The following is a 14,452-nucleotide window of genomic DNA, read 5'->3' as shown; positions in this document are numbered from 1 at the left end:
TGCGCCCGGAGCTGGTAGTCGGAACACAAGGCAGCGGCAACTTCATATACTTAGGCAGAAATTACTTTCTTAGGACCGAAGGTGTCCAAAACCAGATAAACATTTGACTGGATACACAATGCAGTTCAAGGGATCGCTGGAACAGCTACGTCTCAAATTGGCCGATCTAGACCCAAATGGTGACTGGGTTCCGATGAGCAGCAATCACGTGCAATATCGCTCGCATGATGGTGCAGTACTAAATTGGTACGAGTCAACAGGTACGCTGCATTTTCAAGGCAAAGCGGCGGTTCGCGAACGACTTGAGAAATTCGTTGTCAGTCGGCTCGAATCGCATGATTCTGTGCAGAACATGGATGCACCGATTAAGCCAATAGACGTCGCAGGCAGTTCTGTCGAAGGTTTTGGAAGCGGGGCCAGTCGCCCGGATGATCATTCCAAGCGTAACGACTACTTAGGACAGACGTATGGCTCATCAGAACTCGTACTTGGACTAGTCGCTGCCGTAGGAACCAACCTCAACTTAGTTATTGAAGCACTACGCAACCGCCTTAGTGTCTTCAAGTACAAGGTCGAAATCGTAAAGGTATCAAAGGAAGTCATACCTTTGATAGTTACTGTCCCTGAACATGACCGCGAACACGATCGAATCCAAAGCCTCATGAATGCAGGAGATGAGGCTCGGCTCAAATCGACTGATAATTCAGTTCTCGCGCTCGGAGTAGCGAGTAGGATCGCAACCAAGCGAGAACGCGAGGCCGATGGTAAGTCTACTCGACCGCGACTCAAAACAGTTTACATTGTCGACTCGCTTAAGCATCCAGAAGAAGTTGCTCGTCTCCGTGAGATTTATCCAGAGGCGTTCTATCTAGTTGGGGTTCATGCTGACTTGAAGCGTCGACGGGAACATCTGCTTAAAAAAACTGACCTGACTGAAATGGAAGCAGATGCGCTTATCGCACGTGACGAGAACGAGAATCTGGATCACGGGCAACGGACAAGTGATACGTTTCACCTGTCAGACTTCTTTCTGCGAATCGACGGTAACCAAGACCAGCTGGACCACAGCATTTATCGAATGCTCGATGTACTTTTCGCCCATCCATACATGACGCCAACGTTTGACGAATATGCCATGTTTATGGCGTTTGCAGCCGCTCTTCGCTCTGCGGACTTATCGCGTCAGGTTGGTGCTGTCGTTACGAATAACAAGCAGATTTTGTCAACTGGAGCAAACGACTGCCCCGCCTTCGGCGGAGGACTCTATTGGCCAGAGTATGATGCAGCGACTGGAGTGATCGCAGATCGCGAACACGGACGAGATTACACGCGCGGTGAGGACTCGAACAAGGCAGAGCAGCAGAAAATTGTCAGCGACGTTCTGAATCGCTTACCAGAAGACTTTAGGCCAGTTGTAGAAAAGGCGATGCTCGACAGTCGGATTGGCGATATCACAGAGTACGGGCGTATGGTTCACGCCGAAATGGAAGCCCTAATGGCCTGCGCACGCACCGGTGTTTCGACATACCTCGCAGACCTATTCTGCACCACCTTTCCTTGCCACAATTGTGCAAAGCACATTGTAGCTGCAGGCATAAAGCGTGTGGTATACATAGAACCATATCCGAAAAGTAAGGCCGCAATTTTCCACTCGGATTCGATCTCGTTGGGCTTCTCAACCGACAATAGTACAGTGCATTTTGAACCCTTCGTGGGAGTGGGGCCCAGGCGATTCTTTGACCTGTTCTCAATGAAGCTTGGCTCAGGATTTGCGTTAAAACGCAAGGACTCTCAGGGCAAGAGGGTGACATGGGAACCTCAGACAGCTAAACTGCGGACTCAGATGCTTCCGTGCTCATACCTTGAGCTTGAGGCCATTGCGTCAGAGCTTTGGGGGCAACAAAAGGCTCGCATGAAAGGACACAACCATGGATGAACCGTTGTCAAAACAAGAGCTGCGGGAAATCGAAGAAGCGATGAATGCAATCGCACTTATGGTGAAACATTATCCTGAATGGAAAAGAACGTCGCTTGGTACGCTGAGTTGCGATGTCTCAATCGATGAACAAACTGGGGCCCGTAGTGATTCACCTACTCAGGATGAAGCATCCGACAGTCAATGGTAATCGAGTTTTTGGTGGCTACTGGTAGTCCTTAACTGCATCATCGAATTCCTATTCGCGTGGCCCAGAGCGACTTTGATCAGTACGAATCACCTTCCCTCCGGAAGAAACTTTGAAAGTCGCGGATCAACTCCGACCATCACACCTCCTGTCGTTGAGATCGTTTTAAGTTCTGATAAGAAGTCGGCGCTATCTGCGGTCTGTCCCATGCGTCGTGTGTGGTCGCGCCATTCAGTAGCCGCTTTGAGTACGGCTGCCGCCAGTGCGCGAGCGCTCCAATAATCGTCTTCGGTTCCAATCAGTGAGTCGCCATGTAGAACTTTGGAGCGAATGTTGTACAGCTTCTTGATCCCCTGAATCGCTTCGATCCGATTAAGTGCCACTGGCTCAAGTAGAGACGATACATGCCGAGATAGTTCGTCAACAATTCCTTCCGTTTTATCGCATACTAGCGCCTCGATGGCGGAGAAACTCAGCGAAAGCGAGATGACCCGATTCGGCTGCTCATCCTCATGCTCAGTGCTGATTGACGGCAAGAAATCGCAAGTGTACGTACACTAGTCAAACCCGAATTATAGTCTGCTATTGTCGGCAAGTTAGCGAGAATCGCTGTGAAAAACGCAGTGTTTCCTGCGTTGGTTGAGCCAAGAAATGGTTTATTCATAAAGGCCGAGGGTATCGAAAACGTGCTCTGCGCGTTCGGCTTCGACAGACACAGCCAGCTATGCGCCAGTCAGTCACCTGTGGAAAGAATCCGGTGCGAAGCCGAGCTGACCAACGAGGATGAGCGTTAGAGAGACCGAAAATTCATAGGTGCCGATTGTCAGGGCAGGCCCTCTGCGCTCGTCCTGAGCGATCTTCGTGGACCACGTTGAATACAATCAGCCCAGCGACAAATTACCATCCGAAAAGAACGGAGCAACAACTGGTGGATTGATCGAGTAGAATCGCGGCTATTGCAAATGACTAATCCCCGGTCTTCGGTCAAGTACGATGCCCAAAAAGACGACTCGTCGAAAGAGAATCCCCAGCAAGATCGAACTCCAAATTCTTACCGATTCCAGGCGTAGATGCTGTCTGTGCTTTCATTTGCATGGCGAATTAGCGGTGAAGAAAGGACAGATAGCGCACATCGATCACAATCCACATAACAACGCCGAACAGAATCTGGCATATCTCTGCTTCGACCATCACGACGATTACGACTCGACAACGAGACAGGCCAAAGGACTTCTACCGTCGGAGTTGATTTTTGCTAAGCAAAAGTTGATTGACTATCTGAGCAAGAACCTAGGCGGTGACAAAGTCAGGGTAATGATCTCAATCTCTGAAGATTTTGATTCGCTATCCGAAGATGAACGCAACGATCTCATAAAACGAGTTCTTCGACATGCATGCCTTGAGAAAGAAGTACTGATCGTGAATACGGCAAAAGGAAGTATTAAGTATGAACTGGAGATGAGTGCTGCAGACGCATCCAAACTAGTGAGGGCCTTTAAGGACGGAAAGCTCCAGACGGAAAACGTGCAGCGAATCGTGGTAAGGCAACTCGACAGTCAAGACGTTGGTATGAACTATGGAAGATTTAGCCACGGGATTTCGAGCCAGACTGCGAAGCAGATTCTCGCGCTGCCGGACGCCAGTTATTCCATTGGGGATGTTAGGATCTCTCTTGGTCGCATATCGGAACGTTACATAGTGCTTATCTTTTCGGTACACAATAAAGCATGGTTGGCATTACCTTTGAGCTTGCTTCGACTCCCAGAACTAAAAGGGAATTCTAATGTCGCGCAGATCTTAGACGCATTCCTCGTGGCCTATGGATTACCCATAACTCTAAACGGAGTGAGCAAAGACCTATGGGTCAAAGAGGCCATCGCTGGGCTTGGCCATTCCCATTCACTGAGGGATTTTGAGCAACACATTGCTCGTTCCATAGACGCAGAACATGGACAGTTTGAAATTGCTATGTCCGTCGCCAAGCGACACGACGTATTTCTACTTCGCATGCTTTTTGCTTATCAGAGTGAACCCTACTACAAGTCACTGGCGGAACTTGGGTTTAGAGTTAAGAAGTCAGCTAAGGGCGGCTGGGGAGTGTATTAGTCTGGACAAACTAGCTCACCATCTACAACAGTCGCAATCACACACTCATCGTCGAATAGTTAATGGTGGTTGTTAGTTGAACGACATCATCTCCGACATAAGCAAACTGTCGCCGATACTGAATCGAGCGATTCAGCGTTACCGCAAGGCAAACGTCTGAATCGAACTCTTCCAGCGAGCTGTCACGCAACCGTGCGGCTTCTGGCGAGCGGTACGACTCAAATATCATCTCGCCGCATTGAAGCGTGTATCGAGCTAATATCGAGGGCAACTCGCAGGAAGTGGCATCGCTACCAATCGTCTGCCCATCGAATGGTCCACCTGCAAATTGACCGATATTACACCATTTCCTCTGCGAGTGCGCTACCAATGTCATCGAGCTTTCTCAGTGTGCCTTGGCATCCAGTATCCTGGTATTGCGTTTCCTGCGTTGGTTGAGCCAAGAAATGGTTTAACAGACCGCAGCAATGATTCCTTCGTCGTGATTGATCGACCGCAAACAAAGGAATCAAAAACGTGAAACAGCAGTCTGAATCGTTCTTGGCTGAGCTAGCCAACTCGCAGCTTACTCATTGACGATATTCGAGCGTAGTGCCAGACCTAAAGAGTGATCTATAAGGACGGGTGCCGCGACGCTTGACCCGCATGAAGTCCCGTCGCGGGCTCCTGACGTTACTCGCTTATTCGGCTGAACGAAGGGCCAACGTCGTCAATCGAAAAGCCAAACACCCCATGGCGTTGTGCAGTGTTGACGAACAAACTTTCGCCTCATGTTTCGCCAGCGTGTATCAAACCGATGCCTTGAGACGATTTCTTCATGCAGATCATTCACAATGCAATGAAGCGTCATCACCAAGTATGCGAGTAGCTCCAGCACTCGTTGTGGTTCATCAAGTATCGATTTTTTCCTGACTGCAAGAACGCTTTGCTCCATATCATTCAGGAATTCATCAAACTCGTAGCTTTTGCCCCTGCGCAGGAAGGAAAGTGGCTTCAGTACCACAACGTTCCGTGGGGCGGTGTACGCGAAGCCAGGGCGATAATTGACTATATTTCGAAATGCACTTGGCCATTCGTCACCCAAGACTTGACTGGAGCGTACGATCGCAGTGAACAATCGTTCTTCGTCGGAAGCGCCTTGCACACTCAGGGACTTGAGGCGATCGCGAGACTCGCTAAACAGTTGTCGCCAAAGCTCTTCATGTAGTCTGGTGTTGCGCTTTTCGAGTAATACTACTCTGTCTTTGGATGAAACCGCGTTGCCGCATTTAAAGCTGAAGCAACCGGCTCCTGGTGTTGCACTCCCCGTCGGTGCAAGCGCCTTAAATTGGGGAATCGCTTCCTTTGTGATAAACCATGCTGTCTTGCCTCGCATCCTGGATTGGGCCATCACAAGGTAGAAAGCCCAATAGTACAACGTGACACCCATCCATGCATGACTATCGAAAGAGGTCGCTCCAAGTCTGCTCCACACTGCCGCCTGGTGCTCTGCAGCGTGGTCCAGAAGACACTCTACGTCGGTGAGTAATGCGCTTCCCACTTCGACAGATGATGTGGTTAGCTCGATACGCTTGTTTGTAGATTTGCTAACGATATACATTCCTTGCGTTTGCCAGGCTCCCAGACTTGTTGGACTGCGCATACTTGCGACGCACCCGTCCGGTACGGCATCAAGCGCCTCACTTCTGAGGCCCTGCCAAAGAACGCCCTTCGAAAAAATCACAGCATGTCATCCGAAATCGCGACATTTTTGCGCAATGCAGTCTGCATGAGTCCGGCTATCGCATTTTTCGTCGGCAGTGTTCTGCTTCCAGCCGTTGTAAACGTCAGTCTCGCGAGCGGTTGAACCACCCTTTGAATGGATTCCTGCCGCACATTGCGGTACAGAGTGAGTGAATTACGAATAGCTTCGTCAAATACTTCGAAGATCGCATCAAAGAACGCGGAACGAACGAGCACGGTTTTATCTTTGAGCTCGGCGTCAAAGGCATTGAGGTAGTTCAAGATCAGTTTATAGCGATGGTCGCCCTCGATATCCTGCAAGACACTCGAACGAAGTGCGTTTCCAACTGCCCGGTTAAATGTAACTCGGGATATCTTTCCGGCGACCGACTGTGCAGGGCTGAGTTTCCCCGCCAAAGGAGACCTTGGGTCAGCCTGCAGTTTATCGAAAAACTCTCTCAGTTCTTGCTCTTGGGTCGATTCGATCTGCGCGATCTGCTTTATGTCAAGGAGAAGCGCAGCTGGTACGCCTCTCTGAGTGGTATTGATATCTATGAAGAGCTTCGCCTCCATGGCTCTTGTGAGACCGTCGTATATTGCAACCGGAACTCTATGCCCGATTTTGCATTTCGCGTATCCCCACAATCTATGTTGACCGTCTAGAACAAGAAATGCCTTAGGCACCTGTTGAAATGATATACTTCCAGCCCTGGCGGAATAAGAGAGTTTAGCTACAGACTGAGCGGACAGCACTATATTGCTCGGAATTGAACCCGAACCGTTTGCAAGATAGCTTGCGATATCATTAGCTCGTGATTCGTTTAGTGCTCGCTGGAAGCCATCGATAGGCGCTTCTTCACGTCGAGCCACGAAGCAGCAGTGGAACAACTCTTCGACCGGGATCGTCGCAAAGTAAAATCGCTGCTTGTTCTGAGTTATGAGTAGGGCTCGATATGAAGATATGGGCACATGGGGCGTAGCGTTCTTAGTCGATTTCTTTTTCATGAAAACCGGTCTCACAATCTGTCGGTTTGGAGAAGCCTTGTAAGGCTGGATTTTAGTCTGCCCTTAGCTGCCGATGGGGTCCGATTGGCAAAAAGACGCCCTTTCCAACTAGCTAACTTCATTGAGTCCTTTACACAACCGCTCCAACCGGTCCGAGACTATGCATCCGCTTGAATACGGTCCGTATTCGCCAAGATTCCAACCAGCGACTATGTCCACGAGTCTGTGCATTTCTTCGTGGTTCTAGGTCCCTACCCTGTTTCACCTGGCCATTGCTTGATTGTGTCACAGGCCCCACATCTTGCCTGGGATGCTAGATTCGATGGGTTTGTTTGTTTCACCCAGGAGTCTAGCTATGGCAGGTGTAAGTCGTGAAGGTCGTGTGGAGAGGGTTCGGTATTGGCAAGGGGCTTAGGAAGAGCATAGCCGATCGGGCTTGTCAGTTGTAGAGTTTTGTCAAGAACGAAAGATTGCGTCTACCTCGTTCTACCAGTGGCGCACTAAGTCGCAGCGGGAGGCGGAGCCAGCAGCGTCTCAAGTTCCGGTGATTCTGCCAGTCAAACTGGTCAGCGCCCCGGTAGAGCAGCGTAAGCCTGCAGCCAGATCTTGCATTCAAGTGTTCACGCCTTCCGGCCTATCGCTCACGATTAATGGTTCGGCGACTGAAGCTGAATTGGTCAAGGTACTGCGAGCGATCGATATGGCGGAGGCTGCTCGACCATGCTGACGCTCAGTGCTCAGACTCAGATCTACATCGCGATTGGCGCGACTGACATGCGCAAGGGCTTCGATGGCGTGTGTGGCTTGGTGATCGAGCAGCTGAAGAAGGGTCCCTTAGACGATCGTGTTCTTCAAGTACAATCCATCCAAACAAATCGACGGGGCGGCTCAATCGAGTTGCAGGCGTCAATCCGTTCGCTGTCCGGCAAGGTACAATCTAGTCTCACAAAAATCTCGCCGTCCGGGCACCACATACGGCAATGAACGGTCGAAGCCGCATTCGGTGCAGATGGGTAAGCCAGCCGGAGAGTAAGCGCGGACCGCAACCTCCTAACAGAGACATATATGTTCAGAAGTTCGACTAACAAAGATAAACAACCGCTTCGCGACAAAGCGACAAAACGGTCACTTATAGCAGTTATAGAGAATCCGAATCAGGCACATTGGCTCGGGCATTTCGTATTTGCGTTAGTAGGACTCTCTATCTCAATCTCATATTTTCGAGTGTATCCGGAAGCAGTTCACGAATTCTGCCGTGACCACCTAACTCTCTGGCAAACAAGTCTGATTATTGTCGCAGCGTCGACTTGTGCGATTGCATTCGCATTCCGGCTTCTGTCACCTCGGCTACGGCACCTTAGTTGGCCGATGGTTCATCCGCCCGTTTGGCTTGCATGGCTATTCGCGGTGCTGATTCTTTGCTTGGCAGACTTGTCAGTATTTGGTGAAATTGGTCGGAGGTTGTTCAAACGAGACGAGGTAACAACTATTGACTGGGCCCTGTACTTAGGCCTTCCTTTCTCGTTAGTTACCGTTTGGCACTGGCTCTTTTCGGCATCCGAAGATGGCGAGGCATTCAAGATTCCCCAGCCAACGCCTTTGGCCGATGCTGACTGGGAGCAGATTGAGGAATGGCTTCGCACGGAAGGCTGCCCTGTGAATGATGGCCTTGGCCATTTGACTTTTGCAGAAAAACTGGCCGATCGTTTGCTTCAAGAGTCTCGATCCATTGGTCTCATTGGCGGATTCGGTGCAGGTAAATCGACAATCATCGATTGGATGCAGGCAATAGTTGACGTGCGCAACAAGAAAGTCAATGCGAACAAGGAACACGTGTTCTGGGTTCGACAGAGTTGCTGGGGTTTCGAGAATTCATCATTGGCCATTCAGCAGATCCTTCGCGCTGGAATTGCCGAAGTCGAAAAGAGGGTTGACACTTTCCACATCAGATCCCTTCCCGAAAGTTACCGACAAACTTTTGCGGCTGGCGGTGACTGGTTAAGCGCGATTGTAGACCTGACGATGGGCCGTAAAGACTCGTTTGAGCAATTCGAGCGACTTTCTGATTTGCTGGCGCAAACCAACTCGCGTTTGATACTTATTGTCGAAGATCTAGATCGAAATAAAACATTGAACTTCTCTATTCAAGATGTTTGTGCTTTCTTGTATCGACTTCGACAGCATAGTCGACTGCAGTTCGTACTTGCTGCAGACTCGCGTTCAGCACGCATGATCGATTTTAGAAAACTGACGGACCATATCGAGTATGTACCCATGGTGGGGATTCCTGAGTTGCACAGATTGCTCACGCGAGTGCATCGTGAGGACATGAAGAATGTCCATCCATCCCGAATGCAAGATACGACAGAACATTTGTCTGAATTCAGCGCACTGTCAACATACATGACAGATGAATTTTCCTTGCAGCCGATTGCAAGGGCCGTCGTTGAGTTACTCCGAACGCCGCGAGCGCTTAGACTAGCTCTTCGCCGTACGCACTACGTGTGGGGCGAGCAACTTTTGGGTGAAGTGAATTGGGTCGAGCTTTTCCTTGTAAACGTTTTGCGGGTCGCCGCGCCAGAGGCATTCGGGTTCCTCTTCGAATTTCGCAACCGATTTATTCTCGATAAGGACAAGAGAAAATCACAGACTGGACAAGAGTATCTCTTGCAACAATGGAGAGCTCGCATCGGAGCGTGTGACTGGAGCCCTGGAGCTGCAGAGGTTGTGATTGTTTACCTGTTCCCGGAGGCTAGCCTAGTCTTCAATGGCAGTCGCGGTGCAACCAATCTTCGCCCTCAATCTGTAAAGACGGATCGCTACTGGAGAAGGGTCTGTAATGAACGTATACCAACATCCGAGATTGCTGACCGAACGGTTCTCAAAGACATCGAAGACTGGATGGCCTCCAAATCTCCAGATTCTAATCTAGTTACCCAACTAGTTTGCTCCACTCATTACGTCGAGACGTTCGAGTGCGTTCATGAGTCCTTACTTGGAAATAATTCCCGAGATGTACTCGACCTTTTTTCTCAAGTTATTGAATTGACAGTTGAGACTAACGGCAATGAGACTACGTGGGGATCAGAGGGTTTTAATTCGCTTCGTCAGATTGTGTCAAGATACTTCCCTCCCGACCCACAGATGATCGCTTGGATTTGCGGGCGTATTCAAACAATTTGTGGTCGTGGTATGGGAATGGTGTACGCTTTAAATCGCTTGTGGACTGGCACCAATTCTGTGATCGCCCCGTCCATTAGCCTAGAAATGAGGAGTAGAACCAGCGATATACTTCGCGACGCAGTCAATAACCATGGCCAACTAACGTCCGCCATAGGCAGCCATGAATGGGTGCGTTCAGCTTTATCAGACCTTATTTACGAAGACGCAGATGACCGATCTAGTAGTGGGGTTGCGGCATTGCAGGGATCGCTATTGTATGGCGTGAATTGGCAATGGCTTGGGCCTATCTTGATACAAGGCCTAAGTGATGGAGACGCGAAGGCAATAATAATTGCTGTGAGCCTGTGTTCCCGTCGGGAGGGGCGATTGAAAACGGATCCGGTGCAATTGGATACACGTCTACTTGGCTACTTCTTCAACGAGAACGCTCCGCGAGTAACCGAACTCTTAAAGGCACATGCAGCCAATCCTGATATACTCTCAAAGCTCGACGATTACGATCAAACTGCGCTTCGTCAGATTTTAGAATCGCCGACGGAGTCTGGGCTAACAAATTCCGAAATTGAAAAGGACGGATCGATTGAGCCAACCAACGTCGGTTTAAATGGCTCTACGAATCTTGAAACCGAGTAGGCATTCGGTCTTCACATGGCCCGTTTACAATGAACACCCGACTTAGAGAGTCGCTCACCTATGGCGATCGTATCCTTCGTTGATCTTGCCAACCGACTCAGGCTAAAGACCACCAAAACAGCACTATGACGGCATGCGTCCGCAATAGCATATTGCAGCCCTGGGCGTTTGTCCGCCCACCACTCAAGCCAGCGTCAACGCACGCATTGATCACCCGGAAGTCGTTTGCAACGGCCCACGCTTTCAGTCGAGCCTGTTGAGCCTCTAGGCTTACACCCTCAACCGCTTGGCTTTCAGTACTCACACGTATGCAAAGAACCGCCGAACCCAATGCCATCTGCCACTCCTGCAAAGAAGTTTGAACCAGCCAGGATATAGGCACGATTGGCGGCGATTGTGGTCGCCGATTTCACTGCGCCAACTCAACTTCGAGGCAGAGAGTTGAGAGCGCAATCTAGTCAATTGTCGTTACGGCCTCTAATACCCGATGGAGATGCTATGATTGAAGATGAGGGCGATGATGACGACGTAGAAAAGATAAGACCGACAAAGAGATGATGACGGAAGCCGAGCCGAGGATGACGCTATGCTGATAGCTCACTGGTTGCTCGCTCCTTCAAGGCATCACTGCCGGATCGTGCACCGCAAATTCTGGGCGCACGTCTGCCGGAGTCGTTCTTCAACGGTCCGTACGTAGACCTTACTACGACGCTGATTTTTAGACGTGAAGTTCAAGAGCTCCACGAGGCCCATGGACGCCACAAGGTTGAGAACTGGGACTTTGGAGGTCTGACTCACGAGCAAGCGTTCGACGTAGAACCGATGCGTCAGGATCTAGAAGATCGTTCGCTGCAAACATCGTGGAAAAGACCGCAATTCAACCCTACCGATCGCCAAATGGTAATTAACTTGTCATCAAGTAAGATACTTCGTAGCGACGACCGATGTTTTATAGGATATGAATATCGGTCAGCCGCCGATGTGTGGCTTAGTACAAATAGACTGGTTGATGAATAATAGAAAGCAGGGCCCAAACCGTGAAACCAACTGACAATAGTTTGTGGGGAATCCACGGTGGTAAGACGGGCGACGCTGACTCACTGTTCCTGAAGAAGTATTATGTTGGGCTCGGCTGGCTGTCGATCGGCGACTTGTCCAAGATCAACGCTGACCGAGAAGCGTTTAAGGTCGCCGTCGCCAATGCATATCCCGATGCCAAGCCAGGTGCCATTCCTAACAACGCGGGCCAGCTCTACCGCTTCGTCCACGAAATGAAGGTCGGTGACCTTATCGCGTACCCGTCAAAACGCGATCGTCACATTCACCTTGGGCAGGTCGTGGGTAGCTACCAGTACGATACTGCATTGGAGCCAGGCTATCCGCATCTCCGCCAGATCAAGTGGCTGCGCGCGGTTCCACGCACGCACTTCAGTCAAGGTGCACTGTACGAGGTTGGGTCCGCAATGAGCTTCTTCCTCATCAAGAATTATGCGGATGAATTCCGTGCTGCAATAGAAGGCAAAGCGGCGGTCGTCACGCCTGCAGGCCAGGATGAATCCGTAGCGGCGGTCGCTGAAGATATTGAGGAAACAACGAGAGATTTCGTTCTCAAGCGATTAGCTCAAGAACTTAAGGGCCACCCTTTCGCAGAGTTTGTCGCTCACTTGCTCAATACGATGGGCTACCGGACTCGGGTTTCCGAAGAGGGTCCAGATGGTGGCATCGATATAGTCGCGCACAAGGATGAACTGGGTTTTGAACCGCCGATCATTAAGGTCCAAGTTAAGAGTAGCGAAGGTAGTATTGGAGACCCGATCGCCTCGGCACTATACGGGAAGGTGGGAACGGGCGAGTTCGGACTGCTTGTAACACTGGGGACGTTTACTACACATGCGAGGAATTTCGCCAAGTCAAAAAGTAACCTTCGATTAGTCGACGGCGAGGAGCTCGTTAAACTCATTTTCCAGCACTACGACCAATTCGACTCTCGCTACAAGGGTCTCCTCCCGCTGCGGAGGGTCTACGTTCCTGAAGCAATCGATGCAGACCATGAGTGATCTCAAACCTTTGGATATACAGTACAATGTTGTCCGCGAGGCAGTTGCGCCGTATGTGGGTAGCTGGGTCGCTCCTAGCGTTGCCGTGTGTCCTTGCCGCCCATAGCGGTGTAGGACGCACGACAGCCCTTCTAACTATGTGTGGGATTCTTTGTTCGTCCGCGCTTTGATATCTGAATCACGAGTCTTTGTGGAATTTTTCCGGTTTGTCAGGCTTCGATGTTTTGGATGGCGGGAACGAACCAAAGGCGCACTATAAGCATCAACGAGAAGCGAAGGTAAAGTGCTAGAGCTTAAGCAGGTGTTAGATCAATGCGTGGCTTAGTCGTCCACATCGAAGACTCCTTCTTTAGCCTCGAACCAAGTTGGTACGCCAACGATGGGGACCGGAAGCTCGATAAACTCTACATTGCAAGCTGGTGCGATGAGCTTACGTACTCGGCTCGACACCACGTCGGGGTATAGGTCTACAACTCCAATTCGCTTAATTCGTCCACCTTTGCATGCATGCTGGATCATCCTTGCGAAGAGAGCATCGCTTGGCGGAAAGGAGAATCCAAACAGCAAGATAGACTCCGCCTCAGATGCAGCTAAATTGGCAGCCTGCCACATAGCCGCTATTTCAGGCAATTCATTAAGATTCTTACTCATTGTCGGAAGGATCATCGCCAGCGCATTTGATTCTCGACAGGTCGAACATCGTTCGTTCCTGGCTGGATGGCAATCGCATCTAGCAACGATACACTCGCGCGAGCAACACTCCGGATTAACACAACGACTCCACGCAATAGACCCATGCGGCTTTAGTAGCGCGCCTTTCCAAAGACGCTGGACAGAGTTGGACCGAGATAAACAGTTGCAAGTTGCGGCGAGCAACTGTCGCATCCTGCAGTGCGGGCAGTTTCCGCCATTGCAATGCGTTGTACCAATACGCGCCGATAGGATGCTCTCAGCAATGTTGTCATAGTTCAATGAAATGTACGTCGTTTGAAAGCCCGTTGATCCCAAGAGGTTTACGGCCCAGTTTTCGGACGAGTACTCAATCGAGTCGACAAGACGAAAAATCGTGTAGTCACCTACCTGACGCCTGAGCGTAGGTACCTTGTCTATCCATTCATCAAACCAGCCATCCAAGACACGACGGTCCGAAGTTCGAATTTGCTCAAGGGTGAGTAATACCTCCTCAATGTTCGCCTCGACAATTGATCTGCAACTTTGATCACAGCCATTTTCAAGTACGAACTCGAACAGCTCTGGGTATTTCTCCATGTCGAGTCGATCAAAGTATCCTTTCATAAGCGGCGTGCCCTGGTCAGTTGCCGCCCTGGAGAAACCCGCGCCAAGGATCACTAAGGATGTATTTTCAAAATCCCAAACTCCCATCCCAGATTCTCCATGTGCGAAGCGTCAGTAAGAGGCTCAGTGCTAGCTTACCGCACGGCAACGGGACGAAATAGGTCGCTCATTTATGTCCTCGAACAGTTTGTACAATTAACGGCACCGGAAGCAAAATTCTACAAAAGATCCTCGCGAACACAAACCGATGACCACAACTTGTTTGACAAGCTTGGTCGTTGGACACGCTAGGTTCGACTTGAGCCACCCGCGACTCTGTTGAATGAG

General features: G+C 50.2%; 11 protein-coding genes and 2 pseudogenes. 7 read left to right on the top strand and 6 right to left on the bottom strand.

The genetic code is table 11. From position 1 onward, the window contains the following. Positions 1–118 precede the first annotated feature (118 nt). Together SH573x_RS28310 and SH573x_RS28305 are read left to right on the top strand one after the other, a co-directional pair. Positions 119–1,936 carry an anti-phage dCTP deaminase gene (locus SH573x_RS28310; protein ID WP_479351392.1) on the top strand — a complete coding sequence of 606 codons (1,818 nt, stop codon included), beginning with the start codon at positions 119–121 and terminating at the stop codon, positions 1,934–1,936. Further along, complete coding sequence (locus SH573x_RS28305; protein ID WP_479351391.1) at positions 1,929–2,126, top strand: hypothetical protein; 198 nt, start codon at positions 1,929–1,931, stop codon at positions 2,124–2,126. The genes SH573x_RS28310 and SH573x_RS28305 overlap by 8 nt, the downstream gene beginning before the upstream one ends. Before the next feature lie 86 nt (positions 2,127–2,212). Here the strand turns inward: SH573x_RS28305 and SH573x_RS28300 are convergent, their stop codons facing one another. Then, complete coding sequence (locus SH573x_RS28300) at positions 2,213–2,659, bottom strand: hypothetical protein (RefSeq protein WP_479351390.1); 447 nt, start codon at positions 2,657–2,659, stop codon at positions 2,213–2,215. A gap of 571 nt (positions 2,660–3,230) precedes the next feature. On the opposite strand from SH573x_RS28300, the gene SH573x_RS28295 reads away from it, so the two are divergent. After that, positions 3,231–4,229, top strand: a complete 999-nt coding sequence (locus tag SH573x_RS28295) for a hypothetical protein (protein ID WP_479351389.1) — start codon at positions 3,231–3,233, stop codon at positions 4,227–4,229. Positions 4,230–4,266: 37 nt separating this feature from the next. Here the strand turns inward: SH573x_RS28295 and SH573x_RS28290 are convergent, their stop codons facing one another. The 3 genes from SH573x_RS28290 to SH573x_RS28280 all read right to left on the bottom strand — a co-directional run bounded on the left by SH573x_RS28290 (position 4,267) and on the right by SH573x_RS28280 (position 6,956). Further along, positions 4,267–4,605, bottom strand: coding sequence for a hypothetical protein (locus tag SH573x_RS28290; protein ID WP_479351388.1), 339 nt, complete (start codon positions 4,603–4,605; stop codon positions 4,267–4,269). A 333-nt stretch (positions 4,606–4,938) separates the two neighbouring features. Further along, positions 4,939–5,952, bottom strand: coding sequence for a hypothetical protein (locus tag SH573x_RS28285; RefSeq protein ID WP_479351387.1), 1,014 nt, complete (start codon positions 5,950–5,952; stop codon positions 4,939–4,941). After that, positions 5,949–6,956 carry a DGQHR domain-containing protein gene (locus SH573x_RS28280; RefSeq protein ID WP_479351386.1) on the bottom strand — a complete coding sequence of 336 codons (1,008 nt, stop codon included), beginning with the start codon at positions 6,954–6,956 and terminating at the stop codon, positions 5,949–5,951. Before SH573x_RS28280 ends, SH573x_RS28285 begins: the two co-directional genes overlap by 4 nt. A gap of 430 nt (positions 6,957–7,386) precedes the next feature. Here SH573x_RS28280 and tnpA point away from each other — a divergent pair. The 3 genes and pseudogenes from tnpA to SH573x_RS28265 all read left to right on the top strand — a co-directional run. Further along, a pseudogene (tnpA, locus tag SH573x_RS28275) lies at positions 7,387–7,683 on the top strand (IS66 family insertion sequence element accessory protein TnpA); the annotation flags it as partial. After that, entirely contained in the window at positions 7,677–7,940 is a 264-nt protein-coding gene (gene tnpB, locus SH573x_RS28270; protein ID WP_479351385.1) for an IS66 family insertion sequence element accessory protein TnpB, read from the top strand. The pseudogene tnpA and the gene tnpB, both read left to right, overlap by 7 nt. Positions 7,941–8,324: 384 nt before the next feature. After that, positions 8,325–10,772 (top strand): P-loop NTPase fold protein, encoded by a 2,448-nt coding sequence (locus SH573x_RS28265; RefSeq protein WP_479351384.1) that lies wholly within the window; start codon positions 8,325–8,327, stop codon positions 10,770–10,772. 11 nt (positions 10,773–10,783) lie between these two features. Here the strand turns inward: SH573x_RS28265 and SH573x_RS28260 are convergent. Then, positions 10,784–11,109 (bottom strand): annotated as a pseudogene (locus SH573x_RS28260) (recombinase family protein). A gap of 700 nt (positions 11,110–11,809) precedes the next feature. On the opposite strand from SH573x_RS28260, the gene SH573x_RS28255 reads away from it, so the two are divergent. Beyond that, entirely contained in the window at positions 11,810–12,829 is a 1,020-nt protein-coding gene (locus SH573x_RS28255) for a restriction endonuclease (RefSeq protein WP_479351383.1), read from the top strand. A 321-nt stretch (positions 12,830–13,150) separates the two neighbouring features. Here SH573x_RS28255 and SH573x_RS28250 read toward each other — a convergent pair whose 3' ends face one another. Continuing rightward, positions 13,151–14,212, bottom strand: coding sequence for a hypothetical protein (locus tag SH573x_RS28250; protein WP_479351382.1), 1,062 nt, complete (start codon positions 14,210–14,212; stop codon positions 13,151–13,153). Positions 14,213–14,452: the final 240 nt, after the last annotated feature.

The organism is Rania fehmarnensis (assembly GCF_056494185.1).
This window is presented reverse-complemented; position numbering and strand designations above follow the sequence as displayed.

Excerpts from the sequence above, each read along its gene's own strand:
- SH573x_RS28305 (WP_479351391.1), top strand. The coding sequence starts at position 1,929 with ATGGATGAACCGTTGTCAAAACAAGAGCTGCGGGAAATCGAAGAAGCG.
- SH573x_RS28310 (WP_479351392.1), top strand. The coding sequence starts at position 119 with ATGCAGTTCAAGGGATCGCTGGAACAGCTACGTCTCAAATTGGCCGAT.
- SH573x_RS28290 (WP_479351388.1), bottom strand. The coding sequence starts at position 4,605 with ATGACATTGGTAGCGCACTCGCAGAGGAAATGGTGTAATATCGGTCAA.
- SH573x_RS28250 (WP_479351382.1), bottom strand. The coding sequence starts at position 14,212 with ATGGGAGTTTGGGATTTTGAAAATACATCCTTAGTGATCCTTGGCGCG.
- tnpB (WP_479351385.1), top strand. The coding sequence starts at position 7,677 with ATGCTGACGCTCAGTGCTCAGACTCAGATCTACATCGCGATTGGCGCG.
- SH573x_RS28265 (WP_479351384.1), top strand. The coding sequence starts at position 8,325 with ATGGTTCATCCGCCCGTTTGGCTTGCATGGCTATTCGCGGTGCTGATT.
- SH573x_RS28280 (WP_479351386.1), bottom strand. The coding sequence starts at position 6,956 with ATGAAAAAGAAATCGACTAAGAACGCTACGCCCCATGTGCCCATATCT.